This window comes from Streptomyces sp. NPDC002690 (genome assembly GCF_053592415.1).
This window is the reverse complement of record NZ_JBSFVR010000018.1, coordinates 1-22690: the sequence shown is the minus strand read 5'-3', so window position 1 is coordinate 22690 and position 22690 is coordinate 1. Positions and strand designations below refer to the sequence as shown.

Annotated in this window: 19 protein-coding genes; 9 read left to right on the top strand and 10 right to left on the bottom strand. The window is 68.1% G+C overall.

Going from position 1 to position 22690, the window contains the following annotated elements; all coding sequences use genetic code 11:
• Positions 1-78 precede the first annotated feature (78 nt).
• Positions 79-1521 (bottom strand): CCA tRNA nucleotidyltransferase, encoded by a 1443-nt coding sequence (locus ACWD3D_RS04655; RefSeq protein ID WP_451459461.1) that lies wholly within the window; start codon positions 1519-1521, stop codon positions 79-81.
• A 184-nt stretch (positions 1522-1705) separates the two neighbouring features.
• Between ACWD3D_RS04655 and ACWD3D_RS04650 the strand changes: the two genes are divergently transcribed.
• From ACWD3D_RS04650 to trxA, 7 genes are all read left to right on the top strand, one after another.
• Positions 1706-4003 (top strand): DUF6049 family protein, encoded by a 2298-nt coding sequence (locus ACWD3D_RS04650; RefSeq protein WP_451459460.1) that lies wholly within the window; start codon positions 1706-1708, stop codon positions 4001-4003.
• Positions 4004-4052: 49 nt separating this feature from the next.
• Positions 4053-6209 (top strand): murein biosynthesis integral membrane protein MurJ, encoded by a 2157-nt coding sequence (gene murJ, locus ACWD3D_RS04645; RefSeq protein WP_451459459.1) that lies wholly within the window; start codon positions 4053-4055, stop codon positions 6207-6209.
• Positions 6210-6340: 131 nt separating this feature from the next.
• On the top strand, positions 6341-8035 hold the full coding sequence (locus ACWD3D_RS04640) for a protein kinase family protein (RefSeq protein WP_451459458.1): 1695 nt from the start codon (positions 6341-6343) through the stop codon (positions 8033-8035).
• Between the two features lie 28 nt (positions 8036-8063).
• Positions 8064-8783, top strand: coding sequence for an RNA polymerase sigma factor SigM (gene sigM, locus ACWD3D_RS04635; protein WP_451459457.1), 720 nt, complete (start codon positions 8064-8066; stop codon positions 8781-8783).
• Positions 8780-9778, top strand: coding sequence for a hypothetical protein (locus ACWD3D_RS04630; RefSeq protein WP_451459456.1), 999 nt, complete (start codon positions 8780-8782; stop codon positions 9776-9778). Before sigM ends, ACWD3D_RS04630 begins: the two co-directional genes overlap by 4 nt.
• 128 nt (positions 9779-9906) lie before the next feature.
• Positions 9907-10878 carry a thioredoxin-disulfide reductase gene (gene trxB, locus ACWD3D_RS04625; protein ID WP_451459455.1) on the top strand — a complete coding sequence of 324 codons (972 nt, stop codon included), beginning with the start codon at positions 9907-9909 and terminating at the stop codon, positions 10876-10878.
• A gap of 47 nt (positions 10879-10925) precedes the next feature.
• Positions 10926-11258, top strand: a complete 333-nt coding sequence (trxA, locus tag ACWD3D_RS04620; protein ID WP_451459454.1) for a thioredoxin — start codon at positions 10926-10928, stop codon at positions 11256-11258.
• A gap of 118 nt (positions 11259-11376) precedes the next feature.
• Here the strand turns inward: trxA and ACWD3D_RS04615 are convergent, their stop codons facing one another.
• The 9 genes from ACWD3D_RS04615 to rpmH all read right to left on the bottom strand — a co-directional run bounded on the left by ACWD3D_RS04615 (position 11377) and on the right by rpmH (position 18092).
• Positions 11377-11994, bottom strand: a complete 618-nt coding sequence (locus ACWD3D_RS04615) for a GNAT family N-acetyltransferase (RefSeq protein ID WP_451459453.1) — start codon at positions 11992-11994, stop codon at positions 11377-11379.
• Between the two features lie 149 nt (positions 11995-12143).
• Positions 12144-13211, bottom strand: coding sequence for a ParB/RepB/Spo0J family partition protein (locus ACWD3D_RS04610; RefSeq protein ID WP_451459452.1), 1068 nt, complete (start codon positions 13209-13211; stop codon positions 12144-12146).
• Positions 13208-14284 carry a ParA family protein gene (locus ACWD3D_RS04605; RefSeq protein ID WP_387368162.1) on the bottom strand — a complete coding sequence of 359 codons (1077 nt, stop codon included), beginning with the start codon at positions 14282-14284 and terminating at the stop codon, positions 13208-13210. Before ACWD3D_RS04605 ends, ACWD3D_RS04610 begins: the two co-directional genes overlap by 4 nt.
• A gap of 311 nt (positions 14285-14595) precedes the next feature.
• Complete coding sequence (rsmG, locus tag ACWD3D_RS04600) at positions 14596-15312, bottom strand: 16S rRNA (guanine(527)-N(7))-methyltransferase RsmG (protein WP_451459451.1); 717 nt, start codon at positions 15310-15312, stop codon at positions 14596-14598.
• Between the two features lie 100 nt (positions 15313-15412).
• A complete protein-coding gene (locus ACWD3D_RS04595; protein ID WP_266706608.1) occupies positions 15413-15922 on the bottom strand; it encodes a Jag family protein in 510 nt (169 codons plus the stop codon).
• A gap of 11 nt (positions 15923-15933) precedes the next feature.
• The gene (yidC, locus tag ACWD3D_RS04590) at positions 15934-17187 is read right to left on the bottom strand and encodes a membrane protein insertase YidC (protein ID WP_451459450.1); all 1254 of its coding nucleotides are present in this window, start codon (positions 17185-17187) and stop codon (positions 15934-15936) included.
• 3 nt (positions 17188-17190) lie between these two features.
• The gene (gene yidD, locus ACWD3D_RS04585) at positions 17191-17568 is read right to left on the bottom strand and encodes a membrane protein insertion efficiency factor YidD (RefSeq protein ID WP_451459449.1); all 378 of its coding nucleotides are present in this window, start codon (positions 17566-17568) and stop codon (positions 17191-17193) included.
• Positions 17565-17936, bottom strand: coding sequence for a ribonuclease P protein component (rnpA, locus tag ACWD3D_RS04580; RefSeq protein WP_451459448.1), 372 nt, complete (start codon positions 17934-17936; stop codon positions 17565-17567). The genes yidD and rnpA overlap by 4 nt, the downstream gene beginning before the upstream one ends.
• An 18-nt stretch (positions 17937-17954) precedes the next feature.
• Positions 17955-18092 carry a 50S ribosomal protein L34 gene (gene rpmH / locus ACWD3D_RS04575; RefSeq protein ID WP_112448007.1) on the bottom strand — a complete coding sequence of 46 codons (138 nt, stop codon included), beginning with the start codon at positions 18090-18092 and terminating at the stop codon, positions 17955-17957.
• A gap of 381 nt (positions 18093-18473) precedes the next feature.
• Here rpmH and dnaA point away from each other — a divergent pair, with 381 nt between their 5' ends.
• A complete protein-coding gene (dnaA, locus tag ACWD3D_RS04570) occupies positions 18474-20258 on the top strand; it encodes a chromosomal replication initiator protein DnaA (protein ID WP_451459447.1) in 1785 nt (594 codons plus the stop codon).
• Between the two features lie 1220 nt (positions 20259-21478).
• Entirely contained in the window at positions 21479-22609 is a 1131-nt protein-coding gene (dnaN, locus tag ACWD3D_RS04565) for a DNA polymerase III subunit beta (protein WP_451459446.1), read from the top strand.
• Positions 22610-22690 lie beyond the last annotated feature (81 nt).

Sequence of the window (22690 nt, the reverse complement as noted above, 5' to 3'; positions counted from 1 at the left end):
GACCGGCCTCACCGTTCGTGGCTGTGTCTCACGTTTCATGTTTCACGTGAAACACAGCCACGAAGGCGGGGCGTGGGCTCAGCCCTGGGTCCTCCACCACTCGACGAGAGCCGCGGCAGCGGCCTCCTCGCCCATCGGGCCGTTCTCCAGTCGCAGCTCCAGCAGGAACGCGTACGCCTGACCGATGACGGGCCCCGGGCCGACATCCAGAATCCGCATGATCGCGTTGCCGTCCAGGTCGGGGCGGATGGAGTCCAGTTCCTCCTGCTCCTGGAGCAGTGCGATGCGCTCCTCCAGAGCGTCGTACGTCCGCGAGAGCGCGTTCGCCTTGCGCTTGTTCCTGGTGGTGCAGTCCGAACGCGTGAGCTTGTGGAGGCGCTCCAGCAGGGGACCCGCATCGCGCACGTACCGGCGGACCGCGGAATCGGTCCACTCACCGTCGCCGTAGCCGTGGAAGCGCAGGTGGAGTTCGACCAGCCGTGAGACGTCCTTGACCATGTCGTTGGAGTACTTCAGCTCCGTCAGCCGCTTCTTGACCATCTTGGCGCCGACCACCTCGTGATGGTGGAAGGAGACGCGGCCGTCCTTCTCGAAGCGCCGGGTCCGGGGCTTGCCGATGTCGTGGAGAAGGGCGGCCAGCCGCAGTACGAGGTCCGGGCCGTTCTCCTCCAGGTCGATCGCCTGCTCCAGCACGGTCAAGGAGTGCTCGTAGACGTCCTTGTGACGGTGATGCTCGTCACTTTCCAGCCGGAGCGCCGGCAGTTCCGGCAGCACGTACCGGGCCAGTCCCGTGTCGACCAGCAGCCCCAGCCCCTTGCGGGGGTGCTCGGAGAGGAGCAGCTTGTTGAGCTCCTCCCGGACGCGCTCCGCCGAGACGATCTCGATGCGCTCCGCCATCTCCGTCATGGCCTCGACGACCTCGGGAGCCACCTCGAAATCGAGCTGCGCGGCGAACCGTGCGGCCCGCAGCATGCGGAGCGGGTCGTCGGAGAAAGAAGCTTCCGGGGTTCCAGGAGTACGCAGGACCCGGTCGGCGAGGTCCTTCATTCCGCCGTGCGGGTCGATGAACTCCTTCTGCGGAAGCGCGACGGCCATCGCGTTGACCGTGAAGTCCCGGCGGACCAGATCGTCCTCGATGGACTCTCCGTAGGAGACCTCGGGTTTCCGGGAGGCCCGGTCGTACGCCTCGGAGCGGTAGGTCGTGACCTCGACCTGGTAACCGTCCTTCTGCGAGCCCACCGTGCCGAACGCGATCCCGATCTCCCAGACCGAGTCGGCCCAGGGGCGGACGATCTTGAGTACGTCCTCCGGGCGCGCGTCGGTGGTGAAGTCGAGGTCGTTCCCGAGCCGCCCGAGCAGCGCGTCCCGGACCGAGCCACCGACCAGGGCGAGGGCGAACCCCGCTTCCTCGAAGCGGCGGGCGAGCTCATCGGCGACGGGGGAGACCCGCAGCGGTTCGCCCGCCCCACGGGGCTCCGTTTGGCTCAGGGCGCTGGACTTGTCTTCGTTGGCGTTCGGCACAACAGAAAAGGGTACGTGCACCGACCGGCCCGGGCGTCATCGTTTCCGGGAGCCCTGCGAGACTCTGCCGATCATGAGGGGCGGTCCGGAGCACTCCGCCACAGCGCACCTCGTTACCATGCGGGGACGCAGAACCGACAGCGATCGACACCCCAGCTGACGACGACGAGGGACGGGTACACGCGTGGCCGAGGCGGCAGACTCTCAGGGGACACCTCCCTCTCCTGCTCGCCGGTGGATGAGGCGTACAGCGTCCGTGATGCTGGGGGTGCCCCTGGTGACCGGTCTGCTGGCCGGTCCGGCGGCAGCGGCTCCGCCCACCGGCCCGGCGGAGAAGGCCCCCGCCGTCTCCAGCACGGTCGACGTCTCACTGAACTCGCTCTCCCCCAGCGCTCCGGTGGACGGGGACACACTGGTCGTCTCCGGCACTCTGACCAACAGGGGAAGCGAGACGATCGACGACGCCGAGGTGGACCTCCGCGTCGGTCCAAGGCTCTCCGGGCGTTCCTCCATCGATGCGAACGCCAAGCGGACCGGCTATCTGCCGGGTGTGGACGCGGAACCGCTCGGTGATCCGTACACCCTCGACGTGTCCTCGCTCCGCAAGGGCGTCAGCCAGGACTTCTCGATCTCCGTCCCCGTCGACAAGTTGCCGCTGGACTCCGCCGGCGTCTACCAGCTGGCCGTCTCCCTGACGGGCCAGACGTCCAGCAGCTCCTACGAGCGCGTCCTCGGCATTCAGCGCACGTTCCTCCCCTGGGAGCCGGAGGAGAGTGACGCCAAGTCCAAGCTCACCTTTCTCTGGCCGCTGATCGCCTCCGCGCACATCACGGCCGAGACCGCTTCGGACGAGCAGCAGACCCCGGTGTTCCAGGACGACGAGCTGGCGGACGAACTGGAGCCCGGAGGCCGGCTGGAACAGCTCGTCTCCCTGGGCAGCGATCTGCCGGTGACCTGGGTGATCGATCCGGACCTGCTGGCGAGCGTCGACGCGATGGCGGGGACCTACCGGGTCAAGTCCGGGGACACCACGGTCCCGGGCACCCACCAGGACGTCGCGAAGAAGTGGCTCGACGCCCTGCAGAAGGCCGTGAACGGCGACAAGATCGTCGCCCTCCCGTTCGCCGACCCCGACCTCGCGTCCATCGCGCACCGGGGCAAGAACGTCTCGGGCACCCTCAGCCATCTGCAGACCGCCACCGAAGCGGCGACGACCACGGTGGAGACGGTCCTGCACACCACGCCGACCACCGACTTCGCATGGCCCGTGGACGGTGCCATCGATCCGTCGATCGTCGACGTCGCCACCTCGGCCGGAGCCCACAAGGTGATCGCCCGCAGCGACAGCCTCGAAGAGACCGCCAACCTGCTCTACACGCCGACAGCGGCCCGGCCCATCGGTGGCGGTACGAGCGCCGTGGTGGCCGACTACCGTCTCTCCACCGTCTTCGGCGGCGACATGACGGGGGGCGAACGTTCCACTCTCGCCGTCCAGAACTTCCTCTCCCAGACCCTGGCTCTCACCAAGCAGGACGAGGACAAGGAACGCAGCATCGTGGTGGCCCCTCAGCGGATGCCCACCGCCGCGCAGGCGCAGACCATGGCGCGAGCCCTCCAGGCGCTGGACGACGACCGCTGGACGGAGCCGCTGGACCTGGTGGCCGCCGCCGAGGTGAAACCGGACGCCGACGCGACCACCAAGGTGCCCGGCTCGTCGGCGTACCCGAAGAAGCTCCGCAGTCAGGAACTGCCCACTCAGGCATTCCAGGACATCAGGGGGACCCAGGACTCGCTGAACAGCTTCCAGGTGATCCTGACCCAGCCCGAACGGGTGGTGACCCCGTTCGGCAACGCCATCAACCGCTCCATGTCGACCTCCTGGCGGGGAAAGCCTCTGGAGGCCCAGAAATACCGTGACGCGGTACGGACCTACCTCCAGGGACTCGTCGGCCAGGTGAACCTGATCACCAAGTCGGACGTCACCCTCTCCGGACGTAGCGCTACGATCCCGGTCACCGTGCAGAACCAGCTGCTGCAGGGGGTCGACCATCTGGTACTCCGGCTGACCTCGGACAACGCCACGCGTCTCAAGCTCAACGACGGGGGCGCGGTCGCGCAGCAGCCGGTGGCGATCGCGGGCGGACACAGCCAGTCGGTGAAGTTCGACGCGGACGCCAACGTCAACGGTCAGGTCCAGATCAAGGCCCGCCTCTTCACGCAGGACGGGACTCCTTACGGCGACGAGATGACCTTCACCGTGAAGGTCTCCGAGCTGACGCCGACCGTTCTGCTGGTGATCGCCGGCGGCCTGCTGCTTCTCGTCCTGGCAGGTGTGAGGATGTACAACCACCGGAAGCGCGCCGTCGCAAGCGACACGTCGGAAGGCGGCGGCGGCGAACCCGAGCAGCCGAGTGACCCGACACCGGACACCGGGCCGGAAAGCGGGGACCCGTCCGGGACGGGTGAGAAAGTGGACCGTTGAGCGATGTCTGTCGAGGCCGGTCGGCCGGGGACGATGAGGTGGGGTTTCGATGAACGCGCCGTACGACGGTGACCGCGTGCATGGCGCGGGCGGGACGGGCGCCGACCGTGTGCCCCCGGAGACGGGACCGGACGGGATGGCCCCGGTCGACCCGTACCTCCAGCACGCCTACGACCACGACCCCTACCGGGCGCGGGACCTCCAAGCCCAGGACCCGGTCGGTGAAGCCCTGTACGACCGGGCCTCCCATCCGCCGCCGCCCCCGGGCACGTATCAGGAGCCACAGCCGCTCTACCAGCAGCCTCCCGCGGCCCAGTACCCCCCGGACCCCCGGTTCTGGGCCCAGACGCCCGCACCGGAGCCCGCAGGGCCCTCCCGGCACCTTCCCTACGGCGAGGACGCGCTGACGACCCAGTTCGTCGGTGTCGACGACCTCGTCACTCGCGCCTCGGAGGACGAGGTGGAGCCGGACGCGTTCGCCCACCTCTTCCGGGACCAGGAAGGCTCCGGCGGTGGCCGGCACGCCGGCAGTCCCGAACCCGAGCCCGCCAAGGCACCCGCGCCGCAGAAGTCCGGAGGACGGGCGTCGGGACTGCTCAAGTCCAGCGCGCTGATGGCCGCCGGAACCCTTGTCTCACGGCTCACCGGATTCGTCCGGAGCCTCGTCATCACGGCGGCGCTCGGCGCGGTCCTGCTCGGCGACAGTTTCACCATCGCCTACACGCTGCCGACGATGATCTACATCCTCACCGTCGGCGGCGGCCTGAACTCCGTGTTCGTCCCTCAGCTCGTCCGTTCCATGAAGGACGACGAGGACGGCGGCGAGGCGTACGCCAACCGTCTGCTCACCCTGGTGATGGTCGCGCTCGGCCTGATCGTGGCCGCGGCGGTGTTCGCCGCCCCGCTGCTCATCCGGCTGATGTCCCTGCCCATCGCCAACGATCCCGACGCCAACAGTGTGGCCGTGACCTTCGCGCGCTACTGCCTGCCGACGATCTTCTTCATGGGCGTGCACGTCGTGATGGGGCAGATCCTCAACGCTCGTGGCAAGTTCGGCGCGATGATGTGGACCCCGGTCCTCAACAACATCGTCATGATCACCACGTTCGGTCTGTTCATCTGGGTCTACGGCACCGCGGCAGAATCCCAGATGGGTGTACGGACCATCCCGCCGGACGGCGTGCGCCTGCTGGGCATCGGCACTCTGCTCGGTCTCACGGTGCAGGCACTGGCGATGATCCCGTATCTGCGCGAAGCGGGTTTCCGGTTCCGGCCGCGCTTCGACTGGAGGGGCCACGGCCTCGGCAAGACGATCAAGCTGGCCAAGTGGACCGTGCTGTTCGTCCTCGCCAACCAGGCGGGCGTCCTGGTCGTCACGCAGCTCGCCACCTCGGCCGGCAAGTCCTCCGGCCAGAACGGCACCGGTTTCCTCGCCTACTCCAACGCCCAGCTCATCTGGGGCATGCCGCAGGCCATCATCACCGTCTCCGTCATGGCCGCGCTGCTGCCCCGCATCGCACGGGCCGCGCACGACAACGATCCCGGCGCGGTCCGCGACGACATCTCCCAGGGGCTGAGGAACTCCGCCGTCGCGATCGTGCCGGTGGCCTTCGGATTCCTCGCGCTCGGTCTGCCGATGTGCACCCTGCTCTACGGAGCGAGCGGATCCGAGGCCGCCCGGTCGATGGGCTTCATCCTGATGGCCTTCGCCCTCGGCCTCATCCCGTACTCCGTGCAGTACGTCGTGCTGCGCGGTTTCTACGCGTACGAGGACACCCGCACCCCCTTCTACAACACGGTCATCGTGGCGGCCGTCAACGCCGCCGCCTCGGTCGTCTGCTTCCTCGTCCTCCCGGCCCGCTGGGCGGTGGTCGGCATGGCGGCGTCCTACGGCCTCGCCTACGCGGTCGGAGTCGGCGTCGCCTGGCGCCGGCTGCGCAACCGCCTCGGCGGTGATCTGGACGGCACCCGCGTCGTCCGTACGTACGCCCGCCTCTGCTTGGCGGCGATCCCTGCCGCACTCGTCGGAGGTGTGGTGGGGGTCGCCCTCCTCGAACTTCTCGGCGAAGGTGTACTCGGTTCGGTCGTCGCGCTGATCTGTGGCGGGCTGTTGTTGCTCGGCGTCTTCTTCGCCGCGGCCAAGAAGATGCGGATCGAGGAGGTGAACGGGCTGATGGGTATGGTCCGGGGACGACTCGGCCGCTGAGCGAGCGCCGCAGCACACAACCATCGCCGGTCTCCGTGTGTCGTGCATAGCGCCGGAGTGTGGGCACAATTGGCGTGACTGTGAGCAGAGCCGGCTGGCATCGTGCAACGGATGGGGAGGCAGGAACGACGGTGGCGGAACGTAGCACGGCTGCCGTCGACGTGGCCGACAACAGCGGTGACGAGCCGCTGGCCGCCAAGGCGGACGAGGCCACGACCGACGGGACGGCTGAAGCCAAGAACGCGGCGGGCGAGAGCCCGGACGGCGTGGACGACAAAGACGCCGGCTCCCCCGCGGAACCACCGGCACCAGACCTGCACAGCGGCCACAAGCTGGCCAAGCGCTACCGGCTCGAAGAGTGCGTCACCCGACTGGACGGTTTCAGCAGCTGGCGCGCGATGGACGAGAAGCTGCGGCGCGCGGTGGGAGTCCACCTGCTCACGGCGAACCATCCCCGCGCCCGGCCCGTGCTGGCCGCGGCCCGCTCCTCCGCCCTTCTCGGCGACCCGCGCTTCGTGCAAGTGCTGGACGCCGTGGAGGAGGGCGACTTCGTCTACGTCGTCCACGAGTGGCTTCCGGACGCCGTCGAGCTCACCGCTCTGCTCGCCGCCGGCCCCATGGAGGCTCACGACGCGTTCCAGCTCGTGGGCCAGCTCTCCCAGGCCATGGCCGCCGCGCACCGCGAGGGCCTCGCCCACCTGCGCCTGACACCCGGCGCCGTCCTGCGCAGTTCCACGGGGCAGTACCGCATCCGTGGCCTCGCCGTGGACGCCGCGCTGCGCGGCGTCACGGCCGAGCGTCCGCTGCGTACGGACACCGAGGCGATCGGCGCTCTGTTGTACGCGGCGCTGACTCAGCGGTGGCCCTACGAGAGCGACGCCTACGGACTCACCGGCCTGCCCAAGGGAATGGGCCTCATCGCCCCCGACCAGGTGCGGGCCGGGGTTCATCGCGGTCTGTCGGAGCTCGCCATGCGCGCGCTCGCCAACGACGGTGCGACGGCCTCACGCCAGGAACCGCCCTGCACCACGCCCGACGAGCTGGCCAAGGCTGTCGCCGCGATGCCGCGCATCCTGCCGCCCGAACCGACCTTCACCGCTCCGCCCGAGTACCAGCGGACCACCTACCAGCAAGGGACCTACGGACGCTCGTCCGCGCGTCCCGTACTGACGGCGCCGACCGTCATGGCCGTGCCTCCGGCCCCGCTGGAGAGCCGCACCGGCCGGGCCCTGAAGTGGGCCGTCTCCGCTCTTCTCATCGCTGCCCTGGGTCTTGGCAGCTGGCAGCTCGCCGAGACGCTCCTGGACAACAAGAAGGCCGAGGAGCCGGCCACCACCCGGACGACGGACAACGGCAGTACCGACAAGAACGCTCTCGTCTCCGGCAAGCCCGTCACCATCGTGAAAGCCCAGGACTACGACCCGCTCGGCACCGACGGCGGCGAGAAGCCCGAGGCGATAAAGAATGCCTACGACGGTGATTCCAGCACCTACTGGTCCACGCAGAGCTACTACACCGCGAAGTTCGGCGCCCTCAAGACGGGCGTCGGGGTCGTACTCGACCTCGGCAAGGTGCAGCAGGTCGGCTCCGTCGACGTGTCCTTCCTCGACGGCACCACCTCGGTGGAACTACGCAGCACGGAAGACGCCACCCCACCGTCCATGCCCGACGGCTTCACCAAGGTGGCCGGAGGCTCGGGAACGAACGTGACGCTCAAGCCCGAGAACCCCGTCCAGGCGCGGTACCTTCTCGTCTGGCTCACCGAGCTGCCCGGCGGCGGAAAGCAGTACCGGGGCAAGATCTCCGAGATCAAGGTCACGAGCTGACGTAAGCAGGGGGACGGGGGGCTCACCGTTGGACGAGGCCATATTCGCCGACACCGGTGACCAGGAGCTTCTGGCGCTGCACGTGGCGGGCGAACCGGACGCCTTCGGTGAGCTGGTGCGGCGCCACCGGGACCGCTTGTGGGCGGTGGCGCTGCGGACCCTCGGAGACCGGGAGGAAGCGGCTGACGCGGTCCAGGACGCCCTCATCTCCGCGTTCCGGTCCGCCCACACCTTCCGGGGACAGTCCGCCGTCACCACCTGGCTGCACCGGATCACCGTCAACGCGTGCCTCGACCGGGCCCGCAAAGCCGCTTCCCGCAGAACGTCGCCGGTGGACACCGCGGAGCGTCTCGATCAGCTCCTGGAGCCGCACGAATCGGCCGAGGCGCCCGCCGAACGTCAGGATCTGCACCGTGAGCTGCTGGCCGCGCTCGCGACTCTCCCCCCGGACCAACGCGCGGCATTGATCCTTGTGGACATGCAGGGGTATCCGGTCGCGGAGGCCGCCCTGATCCTCGACGTTCCGAGCGGCACGGTGAAGAGCCGTTGCGCCCGCGGTCGGGCCAGACTCCTGCCACTGCTGGCCCATCTGCGCGGCCGTGACACCGAGAACACGCAAGAGACGAGCAAGGGCCCGCCGAACACCGGACGGAACCTGTCGCAAGATCCATCCGTCCCACGGGCAGCGGGGCCGAGGGACGCGGGAGCCCATGACCCTGCCGCAGTGCAGGGAGGAGGACACGTATGACATCGACGACCGGCACGACTCGGCATCCGGACGTCTCGGAGATCGCAGATCTGGGCGAAGGCCTCCTCTCCCCCTCCCGAGCCGCAGAGATCCGCAACCATCTCCTGTCGTGCGTGCCCTGCGAGGAGGTGCGGTCCTCCCTCGACGAGATTGAGTCCCTGCTCGGCTCCTTCTCGGCACCCGCCCCCATGCCGACCGATGTCGCGGCGCGTATCGACGCGGCTCTGGCCGCTGAGATGCGTACCCAGGACCGGACCACCGTGGTCGCTCCTCCGGAGAGCCTCGATGTTTCACGTGAAACATCGAGCCGTGGAACGACTGAGCAGTCGGCTGTGCAGTCGGCTGGACGACCCGCGGAGCGGGTCACGGGTGCGGGTACCGCGGCTCAGCGGCAGCGCAGCGGCCCGTCGGCGTCCCGCTCCACCCGCCCGTCGCCCGACTCCACGGGTCCAGGCCGCCGCTCCTCGGGGTCTCGCCGTCGCATTGTCCTCGGGACTGCCTTCGGCGCAGGGCTCCTGGGCCTGGGCGCCCTCCTCTTCCAGACGGCCGACGCGACGTCCGACAAGGGCGCCGCTTCCGATGCCGCGGCCGCGCACTCCCAGCCCTCGGCAGACTCGAAAACAGCCGGCGAGTTCACCGTGGCCGGACTCCCCGGACAGGTACGCGACCTCCTGGATGCCAGTGCGCCCACGGAGCGTACGGAGGGGACCGACAGCTCGGATTCGGAGGCCCAGCCCTCCGGAACGCCTCTGGTCGGCGAGCCGCTGGCGGGGCCCGCCGTGCCCCCCTGCGTCCAGCGGGCGCTCGGACGCACCAGCACCGTCCTCGGATCGGAGCCGGGTGAATACGAGGGGACCGAGTCCTACCTCGTCGTGCTTCCTCACCCGACCGACAGCGCCCAGGTGACCGCGTACCTCGTCGATGCCCGCTGCGCCACTTCCGATCCCTCAGGAACGGGCTCCCTGATGTTCTCCCACGCCTACCCCCGCTCCTGACCGGAGATGCCCTGTGCCACACGGGGAGATCGGGAATGCACGCCCCGTAGGATCCGTTGGGTGGGGTGAGAGTCGTTGAACCGACCACCTCAGACAGCAGGCAGACCGCAGAGACGAGGAAGACACCCGTGAGCGACGTCCGTAATGTGATCATCATCGGCTCCGGGCCGGCTGGATACACGGCCGCCCTGTACACCGCTCGCGCCTCGTTGAAGCCCCTGGTCTTCGAGGGTGCCGTCACCGCCGGTGGTGCGTTGATGAACACCACTGACGTGGAGAACTTCCCCGGCTTCCAGGACGGGATCATGGGTCCCGACCTCATGGACAACATGCGCGCCCAGGCCGAGCGCTTCGGCGCGGAGCTGATCCCCGACGACGTGGTCGCCGTGGATCTGACCGGTGAGATCAAGACGGTCACCGACACGGCCGGTACGGTCCACCGGGCCAAGGCCGTCATCGTGACGACCGGGTCCCAGCACCGGAAGCTCGGCCTGCCGAACGAGGACGCGCTCTCCGGACGCGGTGTCTCCTGGTGCGCCACCTGCGACGGATTCTTCTTCAAGGATCAGGACATCGCGGTGATCGGCGGCGGCGACACCGCCATGGAGGAGGCGACCTTCCTCTCCCGCTTCGCGAAGTCGGTCACGATCGTCCACCGCCGTGACACCCTCCGCGCCTCCAAGGCGATGCAGGAGCGCGCCTTCGCCGACCCGAAGATCAACTTCGCCTGGGACAGCGAGGTCGCCGGGGTTCACGGGGAGCAGAAGCTGTCCGGCCTGACCCTGCGCAACACCAAGACCGGGGAGACCTCCGAGCTGGCGGTCACCGGCCTCTTCATCGCAGTCGGCCATGACCCGCGGACCGAACTCTTCAAGGGCCAGCTCGACCTCGACGAGGAGGGCTACCTCAAGGTCAAGGCTCCGTCGACGCGCACCAACATCACGGGCGTCTTCGGTGCGGGCGATGTCGTCGACCACACCTACCGTCAGGCGATCACCGCTGCCGGTACGGGCTGCTCGGCCGCACTCGACGCCGAGCGCTTCCTGGCCGCCCTGGCGGACGAGAAGCTCGCCGAGCCGGAGAAGACCCCGGCCGTCTGAACTGCTCCACCCCCACCCCAACCCGCTGTGCATCAAAGGAGGCCGCCGTGGCCGGCGCGCTGAAGAACGTTACCGACGCTACTTTCGAGGAAGAGGTCCTGAAGAGCGGCAAGCCCGTTCTCGTGGACTTCTGGGCTGCCTGGTGCGGCCCGTGCCGCCAGATCGCCCCCTCCCTGGAGGCCATCGCGGCTGAGCACAGCGAGATCGAGATCGTGAAGCTCAACATCGACGAGAACCCCGACACCGCCGCCAAGTACGGTGTGATGTCCATCCCGACGCTCAACGTCTATCAGGGTGGCGAGGTCGCCAAGACCATCGTCGGTGCCAAGCCCAAGGCCGCGATCCTCCGCGACCTCGAGGACTTCATCGTCTCGAAGTAAGCACCCCCGCTCCGTGCTGCCGAGCAGCACGCGCGCGACACATGTTTCACGTGAAACGGGTCGGCCTCTCTTCAAGAGGCCGACCCGTTTCGCTGTACCCCCGCCCCTCCGCCCCACTTCACAGCGGCCGGAGCACGGGTTCCTTCTGCACCGCTCCCAGCAATCGGTCCAATGCCAGCTCGACGTCTTCCCTCCAGGAGAGCGTCGTACGCAAATCCAGCCGCAGACGCGGATGGACGGGGTGGGGACGCACCGTCTTGAAACCCACCGCCAGCAGGTGATCCGCCGGAAGAAGGCAGGCGGGTTCTTTCCAGCGCGCCTCGCCGAAAGCCTCGATGGCTTTGAAGCCTCGCTGCAATAGATCCTTCGCCACTGTCTGGACCATGACCCTCCCCAGCCCCTGCCGCTGGTACGCGGGGTCGATCCACCCGGTGATCAGCTGAACGGCGTCCGGCGAGACCGGACTGGTGGGAAAGGCGATGGAACGCGGTACATAGGCCGGGGGCGCGTAGAGCACATAGCCCACCGGCACGTCGTCGACCTGGACCAGACGACCGCAGGAACCCCACTCCAGGAGAACGGCGGAGAGCCAGGATTCCTTGGCCGAATCCGTCGTACCCGCCTTGATCGCGGCGTCTGCCCTCACCGGGTCCAGCTCCCAGAAGACACACGACCGACAGCGCCGGGGGAGATCCGGAAGATTGTCCAGGGTGAGCGGTACGAGCCGACGCCCCATGAAGGCGATCCCTCACTTCCTTCGATCCCGGGAGATGCGCCCTACCAGAACGCATCGTATCCACGCAGGCAGGGAGCGCATACCCGGGAAAGAGCAAAGGACGGGCCCTGAGGCCCGTCCTTCTGCACGCTGCCGGAGAGGGGAAGCCGTCAGCTCGCCGCTTCGTCCTCAGCCGGCTTCGCGGAGGTGCCGCGGTCCAGTACACGGCCCTCGCCCGGCGCGAGGCTGCCGAGAATGCGGTCGAGATCCTCCATCGAGGCGAACTCGACGACGATCTTCCCCTTCTTCTGGCCGAGGTCGACCTTCACCCGTGTCTCGAACCGGTCGGAAAGTCGTGACGCCAGATCACTCAGCGCGGGTGAGACCAGGCTTCCCGCCCTCGGCCCCTTCGACTTCGCGGGGCGGTCGCCCTTCGACTCCATGACCTTGACGATTTCCTCGGTCGAGCGGACCGAGAGCCCTTCACGGACGATGCGACGGGCGAGCTCCTCCTGCTGCTCGGGATCTTCCAGCGAGAGCAGAGCGCGCGCATGACCGGCCGAGAGAACCCCAGCGGCCACCCGGCTCCGCACGGAAAGAGGCAGACGCAACAGGCGCAGAGTGTTCGAGACCTGGGGCCTCGAACGTCCGATCCGGTCGGCCAGCTGCTCCTGAGTGCAGTTGAACTCCTTGAGCAGCTGGGAGTACGCGGCTGCCTCCTCCAACGGGTTGAGCTGAGCCCGGTGCAGGTTCTCCAGGAGCGCGTCCAGCAGCAGCTTGTCGTCGTCGGTCTCCCGGACGATCGCGGGGATACGTTCGAGTCCCGCCTCCCGGCTGGCGCGCAGACGCCGCTCACCCATGATGAGCTCGTAGCTGTCGGCCCCCACCTGGCGCACGACAACGGGCTGGAGGAGGCCCACTTCCTTGATGGAGACGATCAGCTCGTCGAGCGCCGCCTCGTCGAACACCTCACGAGGCTGCTGAGGGTTGGGACGGATCGAGTCCGGCAGCAGTTCGGCGAAGTAGGCGCCGACAACTTCCGGGTCCGCCGACGATTCCGCCGACTTCGGCTCGGGGACCAAGCGCCCGCTCGGCAGAGCGGGCAGCTTCGCGGCCGGCACTCCTCGCTCCGCCGCCAGTACCTGTCCGGCACCCGTGGGCGCCACCTGCTTCTCCGAAGGAGCTGCGGGAATCAGCGCAGCGAGCCCGCGCCCCAGCCCTCGACGACGGTCACTCACTGGATGCCCTCCGAAATGCTCCGCTGGGTGCTCTGATTGCCCAAGTGGGCGGGCTGGGGCTCGTACCGCACGCCCACGCCGCGCAGCGCGATCTCACGCGCCGCCTCAAGGTAGGACAGCGATCCGCTCGATCCCGGATCGTACGTCAGGACGGTCTGCCCGTAGCTGGGTGCCTCCGAGATACGTACGGACCTCGGAATGCTCGTCCGCAGCACCTCCTTACCGAAGTGGCTGCGCACCTCCTCGGCGACCTGGGAGGCGAGTCGAGTCCTGCCGTCGTACATGGTGAGCAGAATCGTGGACACGTGGAGGTCCGGGTTGAGGTGACCACGCACCAGTTCGACGTTCCGCAGGAGCTGCCCCAGGCCCTCCAGCGCGTAGTACTCGCACTGAATGGGGATCAGGACCTCGGCGCCGGCGACCATCGCATTGACCGTCAGCAGGCCCAGCGAGGGCGGACAGTCGATGAGGATGTAATCGAGGGGCTGCTCGTAAGCCTGAATGGCGCGCTGGAGACGGCTCTCGCGCGCCACCAAGGAGACCAGCTCGATCTCAGCACCGGCGAGATCGATGGTGGCGGGGGCGCAGAAGAGACCTTCCACGTCCGGGACGGGCTGCACGACTTCGGATAGCGGCATGCTCTCCACCAGGACGTCGTACACCGAGGGGACCTCGGCGTGGTGATCGATCCCCAGTGCCGTCGAGGCGTTCCCCTGCGGATCGAGGTCGATCACCAGAACGCGGGCGCCGTGCAGAGCGAGCGAGGCGGCAAGGTTGACGGTCGACGTCGTCTTGCCCACACCGCCCTTCTGGTTGGCGACCACCATGACGCGCGTCCGGTCAGGCCGTGGCAGCCCCTCGCCGGCACGGCCGAGGGCCTCCACCGCCAGCTGGGCCGCACGACCAATAGGAGTGTCATCCATCGGCGGCGGTGTTTCACGTGAAACACCGTCCCCCAGGGATTCGGTACGGGGACCGGGGACCGGATCGGTCATCGGTCCCGCGATGTTGGCGTCGGACCGCAAGGATTCACTCTCCTCGACTTCAGGCTCGCAATAGGCAGAGCCTGCCATGCTTTCGGGGTTGTGAACCAGCGAGGCCCGCTGTTCTGTGGATGGCACCACCGATGTGGACAACTTGGTAGCTCGTTCGGGGTTGCGGTCCCGCGGCGTGGCAGCCGCACGGCCACGGCCGATGATTCCCTGCAACAGAGAGCGACGTTTCACGTGAAACACGATGCCTCTGCGGGGCAACTACCCAGCATCGACACTCCGCGTGAGAGGGGCAGGGCTACTTCTGTGGAGCATCGCTCGCAAGCCGACAGACCGGACCCCGCCGATGTTCCTTCCCTTGCCGGGCCCCGATCCCGGCAAGGGAAGCCGACTCAACGGCGTCGGCGCGTCCGGCTCACCCTCGCCGCCTTGGCCCGCTTTGCGGCGAACCTCACACCGCCCGGGCTCTCACCGACGACCACTCGGACCACTGTCGTGGTGGGGTCCACCACACCCGCCCCGGCATGCAGCACCTCGGTCTCCACGACGCCCAGCTTGCTCAGCGCGGCACGCGCGCCGTTGATCTCCTCTTCAGCGGTGTCACCCTTCAACGCCAGCATCTCGCCGTACGGGCGCAGCAGAGGCACACCCCAGCCGGCCAGACGATCCAGTGGTGCGACCGCCCGTGCCGTCACGACATGGACCGGCTGAAGCTTGCCCAGGACCTCTTCGGCCCGACCCCGGACGACCGTCACATGATCGAGCCCGAGCAGCTCCACTACCTCTTGGAGGAAGTTCGTCCTCCGGAGCAGCGGTTCCAGCAGCGTGATCTTGAGGTCGGGCCGCACCAGGGCCAACGGGATTCCCGGCAGCCCTGCGCCGGAGCCCACGTCGCACACCGTCACGTCCTGCGGAACCACTTCGGAGAGCACGGCACAGTTCAGCAGGTGCCGCTCCCACAGACGTGGGACCTCACGAGGACCGATCAGCCCACGCTTGACGCCTGCGTCCGCGAGCAGCTCCGCGTACCGGACCGCCTCCGGGAAGAACTCGCCGAAAACCGCCTGGGCCGCCTCAGGTGCCTGAGGGAGCGCTGCTTCCTCCGTCACGGGGACCGTCCTTCCCTACCGCACTGTGGATGGCTGACTATCAGGCTGACAAAGATCGGCCCCGCCTGCGAACAGACGGGGCCGACAGAACACGTTCCGGTCAGGCCGGAAGGACGACGACGAAGCGCTGCGGCTCCTCGCCCTCGGACTCGCTCCGCAGACCGGCCGCCGCGATCGCGTCGTGCACGACCTTGCGCTCGAAGGGCGTCATCGGCTCCAGCCGCACCGGCTCACCGGAGCTCTTTACCTCGTCCGCCGCCTTCGCGCCGAGCGCCGCCAGGACCTCGCGCTTCTTGGCCCGGAAGCCCGCGATGTCCAGCATCAGACGGCTGCGGTCACCGGTCTCCCGGTGCACCGCGAGCCGGGTCAGCTCCTGGAGCGCCTCCAGCACCTCACCGTCGCGACCCACCAGCTTCTGGAGTTCACGGGCCGACTCACTGATGATCGAGACCGCCGCCCGGTCCGCCTCGACGTCCATGTCGATGTCGCCGTCGAGATCGGCGATGTCGAGGAGACCCTCAAGGTAGTCGGCCGCGATCTCGCCCTCCTGCTCAAGGCGGGTCAGGGTGTCGCTGCCCTCGGCGGCCGTGGAGATGGTGCCTTCCGACACGGATGGACTCCTTACTTCTTGGACGGGTGCTTGGGCCGCTGCGGGCCCTTGCGCGGTCCGGACTTTGCCTGGCGTGAGGAGCCCGACGCGGGCTTGCCCGCCGGCTTCGACTTGTCGTCCTGCTTCTGGAGCGAGGTCTTGGCCTCCGGGGTGTCGCCGTCAGCAGGCTCGGTGGTCGCCTCGGTCTGACCGGCGGTGGCAGCCCGCTGTGCCTTGCTCTGCCGCTTGGGCTGGTGACGCCGCTGTGCGGTGCCCTCGGCCTCGGCGACCGCCGACTCGCTCTTCGCCACGGTCCCGTCCTCCTGGGCGGCGAGGCCCAGCTTGGAGAGTCCGTTGATGAACTTGCGCTCGATGTCGTTGCGCTCCGTGCCCTTGGCGTAGATGCGCTTGACGGTGTTGCGACGCGTCCGGCCGCGGACCTCGCCGTGCTGGGTGACGCTCTTCAGCAGTCGTCCGAGGTACTGGTCCTGGGCCTTGCTGCCCGGCGTCGGGTTCTGGTTGATCACGTACATCTGCTGACCCATGGTCCAGACGTTGGTGGTCAGCCAGTACACGAGGACACCGACGGGGAAGTTGATGCCCATCACGGCGAAGATCAGCGGGAAGACGTACATCAGCATCTTCTGCTGCTGCATGTACGGGGTCTTGACCGAGAGGTCGACGTTCTTCGTCATCAGCTGGCGCTGGGTGAAGAACTGCGAGGCCGACATCATGACGATCATGACCGCGGTGACGACCCGGACGTCGACGAGGGAGGCACCGAGAGCCTCCACCTCGGCCGAGCTGTTCATGAACTTGGCGGCGAGCGGAGCACCGAAGATGTGCGCCTGGCGCGCGCTGTCGAGCAGCGGCTGGTCGATCACGCCGATCGTCTTGCCGTTGGCGATGGCCGCGAGCACGTGGTAGAGCGCGAAGAAGAACGGGGACTGCGCCAGGATCGGAAGGCACGAGGAGAGCGGGTTGGTACCCGTCTCCTTGTACAGCTTCATCATCTCTTCGGACTGACGCTGCTTGTCGTTCTTGTAGCGCTCCTGGATCGCCTTCATCTTCGGCTGGAGCACCTGCATGTTCCGCGTCGACTTGATCTGCTTCACGAAAAGCGGGACCAGGCAGATACGGATCAGGATCACGAGGGACACGATGGACAGGCCCCAGGCCCAGCCCGTGTCGTCACCGAAAATCGCCCCGTAGACCTTGTGGAACTGGACGATCACCCATGAGACGGGTGTGGTGATAAAGCTGAACAGACTGGCAATCGTGTCCACTAATCAGGCTCCTTGAGCTTTGGGCGAGGTCTCTGTGGCCGGGCCCGGCAGCGCGGCCGACGCCGCTGTGGCGGCTGCCGCGTCCCCGGGGGGCACATCAGTGGCGGAGTCCCCGCCCTTGTCACCGCGCAGCGCGTTGCGCAGCAGTTCGTGCCAGCGCGGACGCTTGCGCGGTGGGACATGGTCCACACCGCCCGGCGACCACGGATTGCATCGCAGAATGCGCCAGGCGGTCAGCGCTGTTCCCTTGATCGCCCCGTGCCGGTCTATCGCCGTGAACCCGTAGTGCGAGCACGACGGGTAATAACGGCAGACAGGGCCCAGCAGTGGGCTGATCGTCCACTGGTACAGCTTGATGAGAGCCAGCAGCGGGTACTTCATCGCGCGCCCCCTCCCAGCAGCCGCTCGAAGGCGACGTCCAGGTCTCGGGTCAGCTGAGCGTGGTCGGCGTCACCCGATCCGGGCAACGCTCGCACCACAACCAGGCTACCGGGGGGCAGCTGAGCCAGCCGGTCCCGGACCAGATGGCGAAGCCGGCGCTTCACAGCGGTGCGGACGACCGCACCACCCACGGCTTTGCTGACGACGAAACCCGCACGCGGTGGGGGAGGGGTCTCCCCCGACACGTGCGGGTCCGTAGTACCGCTGCGTAGATGGACGACGAGCAGAGGGCGACCAGCCCTGCGTCCTCGTCGTACCGCGGTCGCGAAGTCCTCGCGCCGCCTCAGCCGATTCTCGGTAGGCAGCACGTCATGACCTGTGGGTGATCAGGCGGACAGGGCGCTGCGACCCTTGCCACGGCGGTTCGCGAGAATCGCGCGGCCGGCACGGGTACGCATACGCAGGCGGAAGCCGTGGGTCTTGGCGCGACGACGGTTGTTCGGCTGGAAGGTGCGCTTGCTCACTCGGGGGCTCCAGAATAAATCGGGTGATGGCGGGACATCGCCTGGCTGTCACCGTGCGCCCACGAGGAACTCGCGTAAACGCCTTAGTGCACCGCTTCACAATCACAGATCGTGATCTTTGCCCATCGGAGGCAGGCGGCAGCAGCCATCGACAACTCGACCTGGTCACGGTACGCGCGGCTACGCCATCCGGTCAAACTCGGCGCGAGCGACCCCCCGCTATGCACAGGCTGTGGACAACAACTTGAACCGGGCGGGTCGCGGTGACTACCGTGGCTGAACTCCGGTTTCTTTTCGTTCCCCCCTGCCGGGCCTGACCCGACCCGACCCATTCCGTCCCGGGAACCACATATTCGTGGGACATGCGAGAGAGCGTGCCTTGTGGCTGACGTACCTGCCGATCTTGCCGCAGTGTGGCCACGCGTGCTGGAACATCTCCTCGGTGAGGGCCAGCAGGGCATCGAGCCGAAGGACAAACAGTGGATCGAGCGCTGCCAGCCACTCGCGCTGGTCGCCGACACCGCGCTGCTCGCCGTACCCAACGAGTGGGGCAAGCGGGTCCTTGAGGGACGGCTCGCGCCGCTCATCAGTGAAACGCTGACGCGCGAGTGCGGCCGGCCGATCCGGATCGCGATCACCGTCGACGACTCGGTCGGCGAGCCGACCCCGCCGGCGCCGCCGCTGCACCAGACCCAGCAGGGCCGGCAGAACCACCGGTACCCGAACCCGTCGCACGACGAGCAGAACCACGTCGACCCGTACGACACGTACGGTCACCGCCCGCAGGACGACGGGATGCCGACGGCCCGCCCCGCGTACCCGGAGTACCAGCAGCGCCCCGAGCCGGGCGCCTGGCCGCGTACCCAGGAGGACCTGTCCTGGCAGCAACCGCGGCACGGCGGCTACCAGGACCGCGAACAGCCGGCGGACCAGTGGCGCGAGCCGTACGGCACCGGACGTCCGCAGCAGCCCTCGCACGACTACCGCCCGCAGCCTCCGGAGCGTCAGGGGTACGAGTCCCAGCGGTCCGAGCGCCACGACCTCCAGGACCAGCAGCACCGTCCCGGGCGGAACGGGGGCGGGATGCCGGGACCCGGCTCGCAGCCGTCCCCCGCCCCAGGTCCGGGCGAGCCGCATGCCCGGCTGAATCCGAAGTACCTCTTCGACACCTTCGTCATCGGCGCCTCCAACCGGTTCGCGCACGCGGCGGCGGTGGCGGTGGCCGAGGCGCCGGCGAAGGCGTACAACCCGCTGTTCATCTACGGGGAGTCCGGACTCGGCAAGACCCATCTGCTGCACGCCATCGGGCACTACGCGCGGAGCCTCTACCCGGGGACGCGGGTGCGGTACGTGAGCTCCGAGGAGTTCACCAACGAGTTCATCAACTCGATCCGCGACGGCAAGGGCGACACCTTCCGCAAGCGGTACCGCGACGTGGACATCCTGCTCGTCGACGACATCCAGTTCCTGGCGAGCAAGGAGTCGACGCAGGAGGAGTTCTTCCACACCTTCAACACGCTGCACAACGCGAACAAGCAGATCGTGCTCTCCTCCGACCGGCCGCCCAAGCAGCTGGTGACGCTGGAGGACCGGCTGCGCAACCGGTTCGAGTGGGGGCTCACCACCGATGTGCAGCCGCCCGAGCTGGAGACGCGGATCGCGATCCTGCGCAAGAAGGCGGTGCAGGAGCAGCTGAACGCCCCGCCGGAGGTGCTGGAGTTCATCGCGTCCCGGATCTCGCGGAACATCCGTGAGCTGGAGGGCGCGCTGATCCGGGTGACGGCCTTCGCCAGCCTCAACCGGCAGCCGGTGGACCTCGGCCTGACCGAGATCGTGCTGAAGGACCTCATCCCCGGCGGGGAGGACTCCGCTCCGGAGATCACCGCACCGGCGATCATGGCGGCCACCGCCGACTACTTCGGGCTGACGGTCGAGGACCTCTGCGGCTCGTCGCGCAGCCGGGTGCTGGTGACGGCCCGGCAGATCGCCATGTACCTCTGCCGAGAGCTGACGGACCTCTCACTGCCGAAGATCGGCGCGCAGTTCGGCGGTCGTGACCACACCACGGTCATGCACGCGGACCGCAAGATCCGCGCACTGATGGCGGAGCGCCGCTCCATCTACAACCAGGTCACCGAGCTCACCAACCGCATCAAGAACGGCTGACACCCGCAGTCCCGCCCCCGTTCGGGCGCCCGAACGCCCGGAACGCCCGAGCGTCTGTCCCGCCTGTCCCGCCGGCAGTCGCGGTACGAGCACCCGCTCCCGGCGTACTCCGCCCACAGGGAGTGGACAACGAACAACGAGGCGCCCCGCCAGACCTCTTCAGGGTCCGGCGGGGCGCCTCTTCGTAGTTCGCGGTCTCGTTCGCCGTCTCGTTCGCCGTCTCGTTCGCGGTCTCGTTCAGGATCTCGTCCCGGGAGGCCGGCGGGAGGCCGGCCGGAGACTCCCGCTTCTCCCAGCGGCCTCCAGAGCGTCCGCGGAGAGCCGCCGACGACTCTCCGCGCCCCTCTTACCGCCCCCGGAGGGGCTCCTCAGGGAGCGTTTCCGGCGTTTCAGGGGTGTCCGGAACCATCGTTCCGGGCGAGTGCGGCGCTTGTCGCGGTTCGAACAGCAGGTCACAGAAGCGCAGACACGGTGCTTCTCCACAGATCTGCGGGGAATTTTCCCTCCACAGCCTGGGGACCAGGAAGTTGTCCAGATTGCGTCCACAGGGCGCGCTGTCGATACTCCATCAGGCCAGGTCAGCTGCCTGGGGATTTGTGGTCAACCGTGATCCACAGCCTGTGGATAAGAATTCCGTCCACAGCACCCCCTCCCGGTTGTCCACCGCCAACTCACAGGATCAGTGCTCTTGTCCCCAGGAGGAACCCTCTTCTCCACACCTCTGTCCACTGTTCGGCAACACGACACCCCTCCTCACTGTCGAGAGTGAAAGCCGTCACACCAAGGAGGTCGATTGGGCTGTGGGGAACCGGGGTAAAGCTGGGGACGGCCCTGGGGAGAAGTACCCCTGTCCTGTGCATCGGGTGTGCAGAACTTCCGTGTGTCCACAGAAGTGCCTGGTTATCCACGGACCGCACCCACAGGGGCGGTGGACAAAAAACAGGTTCTGACCTGCGAAAACGACGTTATCCACGGTTTCCACAGGGCCTACTACTACTACCCCTCAGAGTTAGCCAGGAATCAGCTTCGAAGTGGGGGCTGTGCACAACTCTGCCCGCCGAGCTCTCGGACCGCTTCGGGCGACTTGACCCCGAGCAGCGACGAGTGTCGGCGCCGTACGTCAGACTGGACCCCGGCGTCCGCCCCGGCCCCTCGGCCGACGGACCCGAATCGACGACGAGGCCAGCAGGGCGAGCGAGCAACAGCAGGAGGCGGTTCCGGTGAAGATCCGGGTGGAGCGCGATGTACTCGCGGAGGCGGTGGCCTGGGTGGCCCGCAGCCTCCCGGCCCGTCCGCCGGCGCCCGTCCTCGCGGGCCTTCTGCTGAAGGCCGAGGACGGTGCCCTCAGCTTCTCCAGCTTCGACTACGAGGTCTCCGCGAAGGTCTCCGTCGACGCCGAGATCGAGGAGGACGGCACGGTCCTGGTCTCCGGCCGCCTGCTCGCCGACATCTGCCGCGCTCTGCCCAACCGGCCGGTGGAGATCTCCACCGACGGTGTGCGCGCCACCGTGGTCTGCGGCTCCTCGCGCTTCACCCTCCACACACTGCCTGTGGAGGAGTACCCGGCGCTGCCGCAGATGCCGACCGCGACCGGCACGGTGCCCGGCGAGATCTTCGCCTCCGCCGCCGCCCAGGTCGCCATCGCCGCCGGCCGCGACGACACCCTCCCGGTGCTCACCGGCGTCCGCATCGAAATCGAGGGCGAGACCGTCACGCTGGCCTCGACCGACCGTTACCGCTTCGCCGTCCGCGAGTTCCAGTGGAAGCCCGAGAACCCGGACGCCTCCGCCGTGGCCCTGGTGCCCGCCAAGACGCTCCTGGACACCGCCAAGGCGCTCACCAGCGGCGACACGGTCACCCTGGCGCTCTCCGGCGCCGGTGCGGGCGAGGGGCTGATCGGTTTCGAGGGGGCCGGCCGCCGTACGACCACCCGTCTGCTCGAAGGCGACCTCCCGAAGTACCGCACGCTCTTCCCGACCGAGTTCAACTCCGTCGCCGTGATCGAGACCGCTCCGTTCGTCGAGGCCGTCAAGCGTGTGGCCCTCGTCGCCGAGCGGAACACCCCGGTGCGGCTCAGCTTCGAGCAGGGTGTGCTCATCCTGGAAGCCGGTTCCTCGGACGACGCACAGGCTGTGGAGCGCGTCGACGCGGTGCTGGAAGGCGACGACATCTCGATCGCCTTCAACCCGACCTTCCTGCTGGACGGGCTGAGCGCCATCGACTCCCCGGTCGCCCAGCTCTCCTTCACCACCTCCACGAAGCCCGCCCTGCTCAGCGGCCGTCCGGCCGTCGACGCCGAGGCGAACGACGCGTACAAGTACCTGATCATGCCGGTCCGCCTCTCCGGCTGACCGCTGCTCGGTACGCGTACCCACGACAGAGGATCCGGTGGGCAGGCTCAGCGCTGAGCCCGTCCAGCAGGAAGGTCGGGT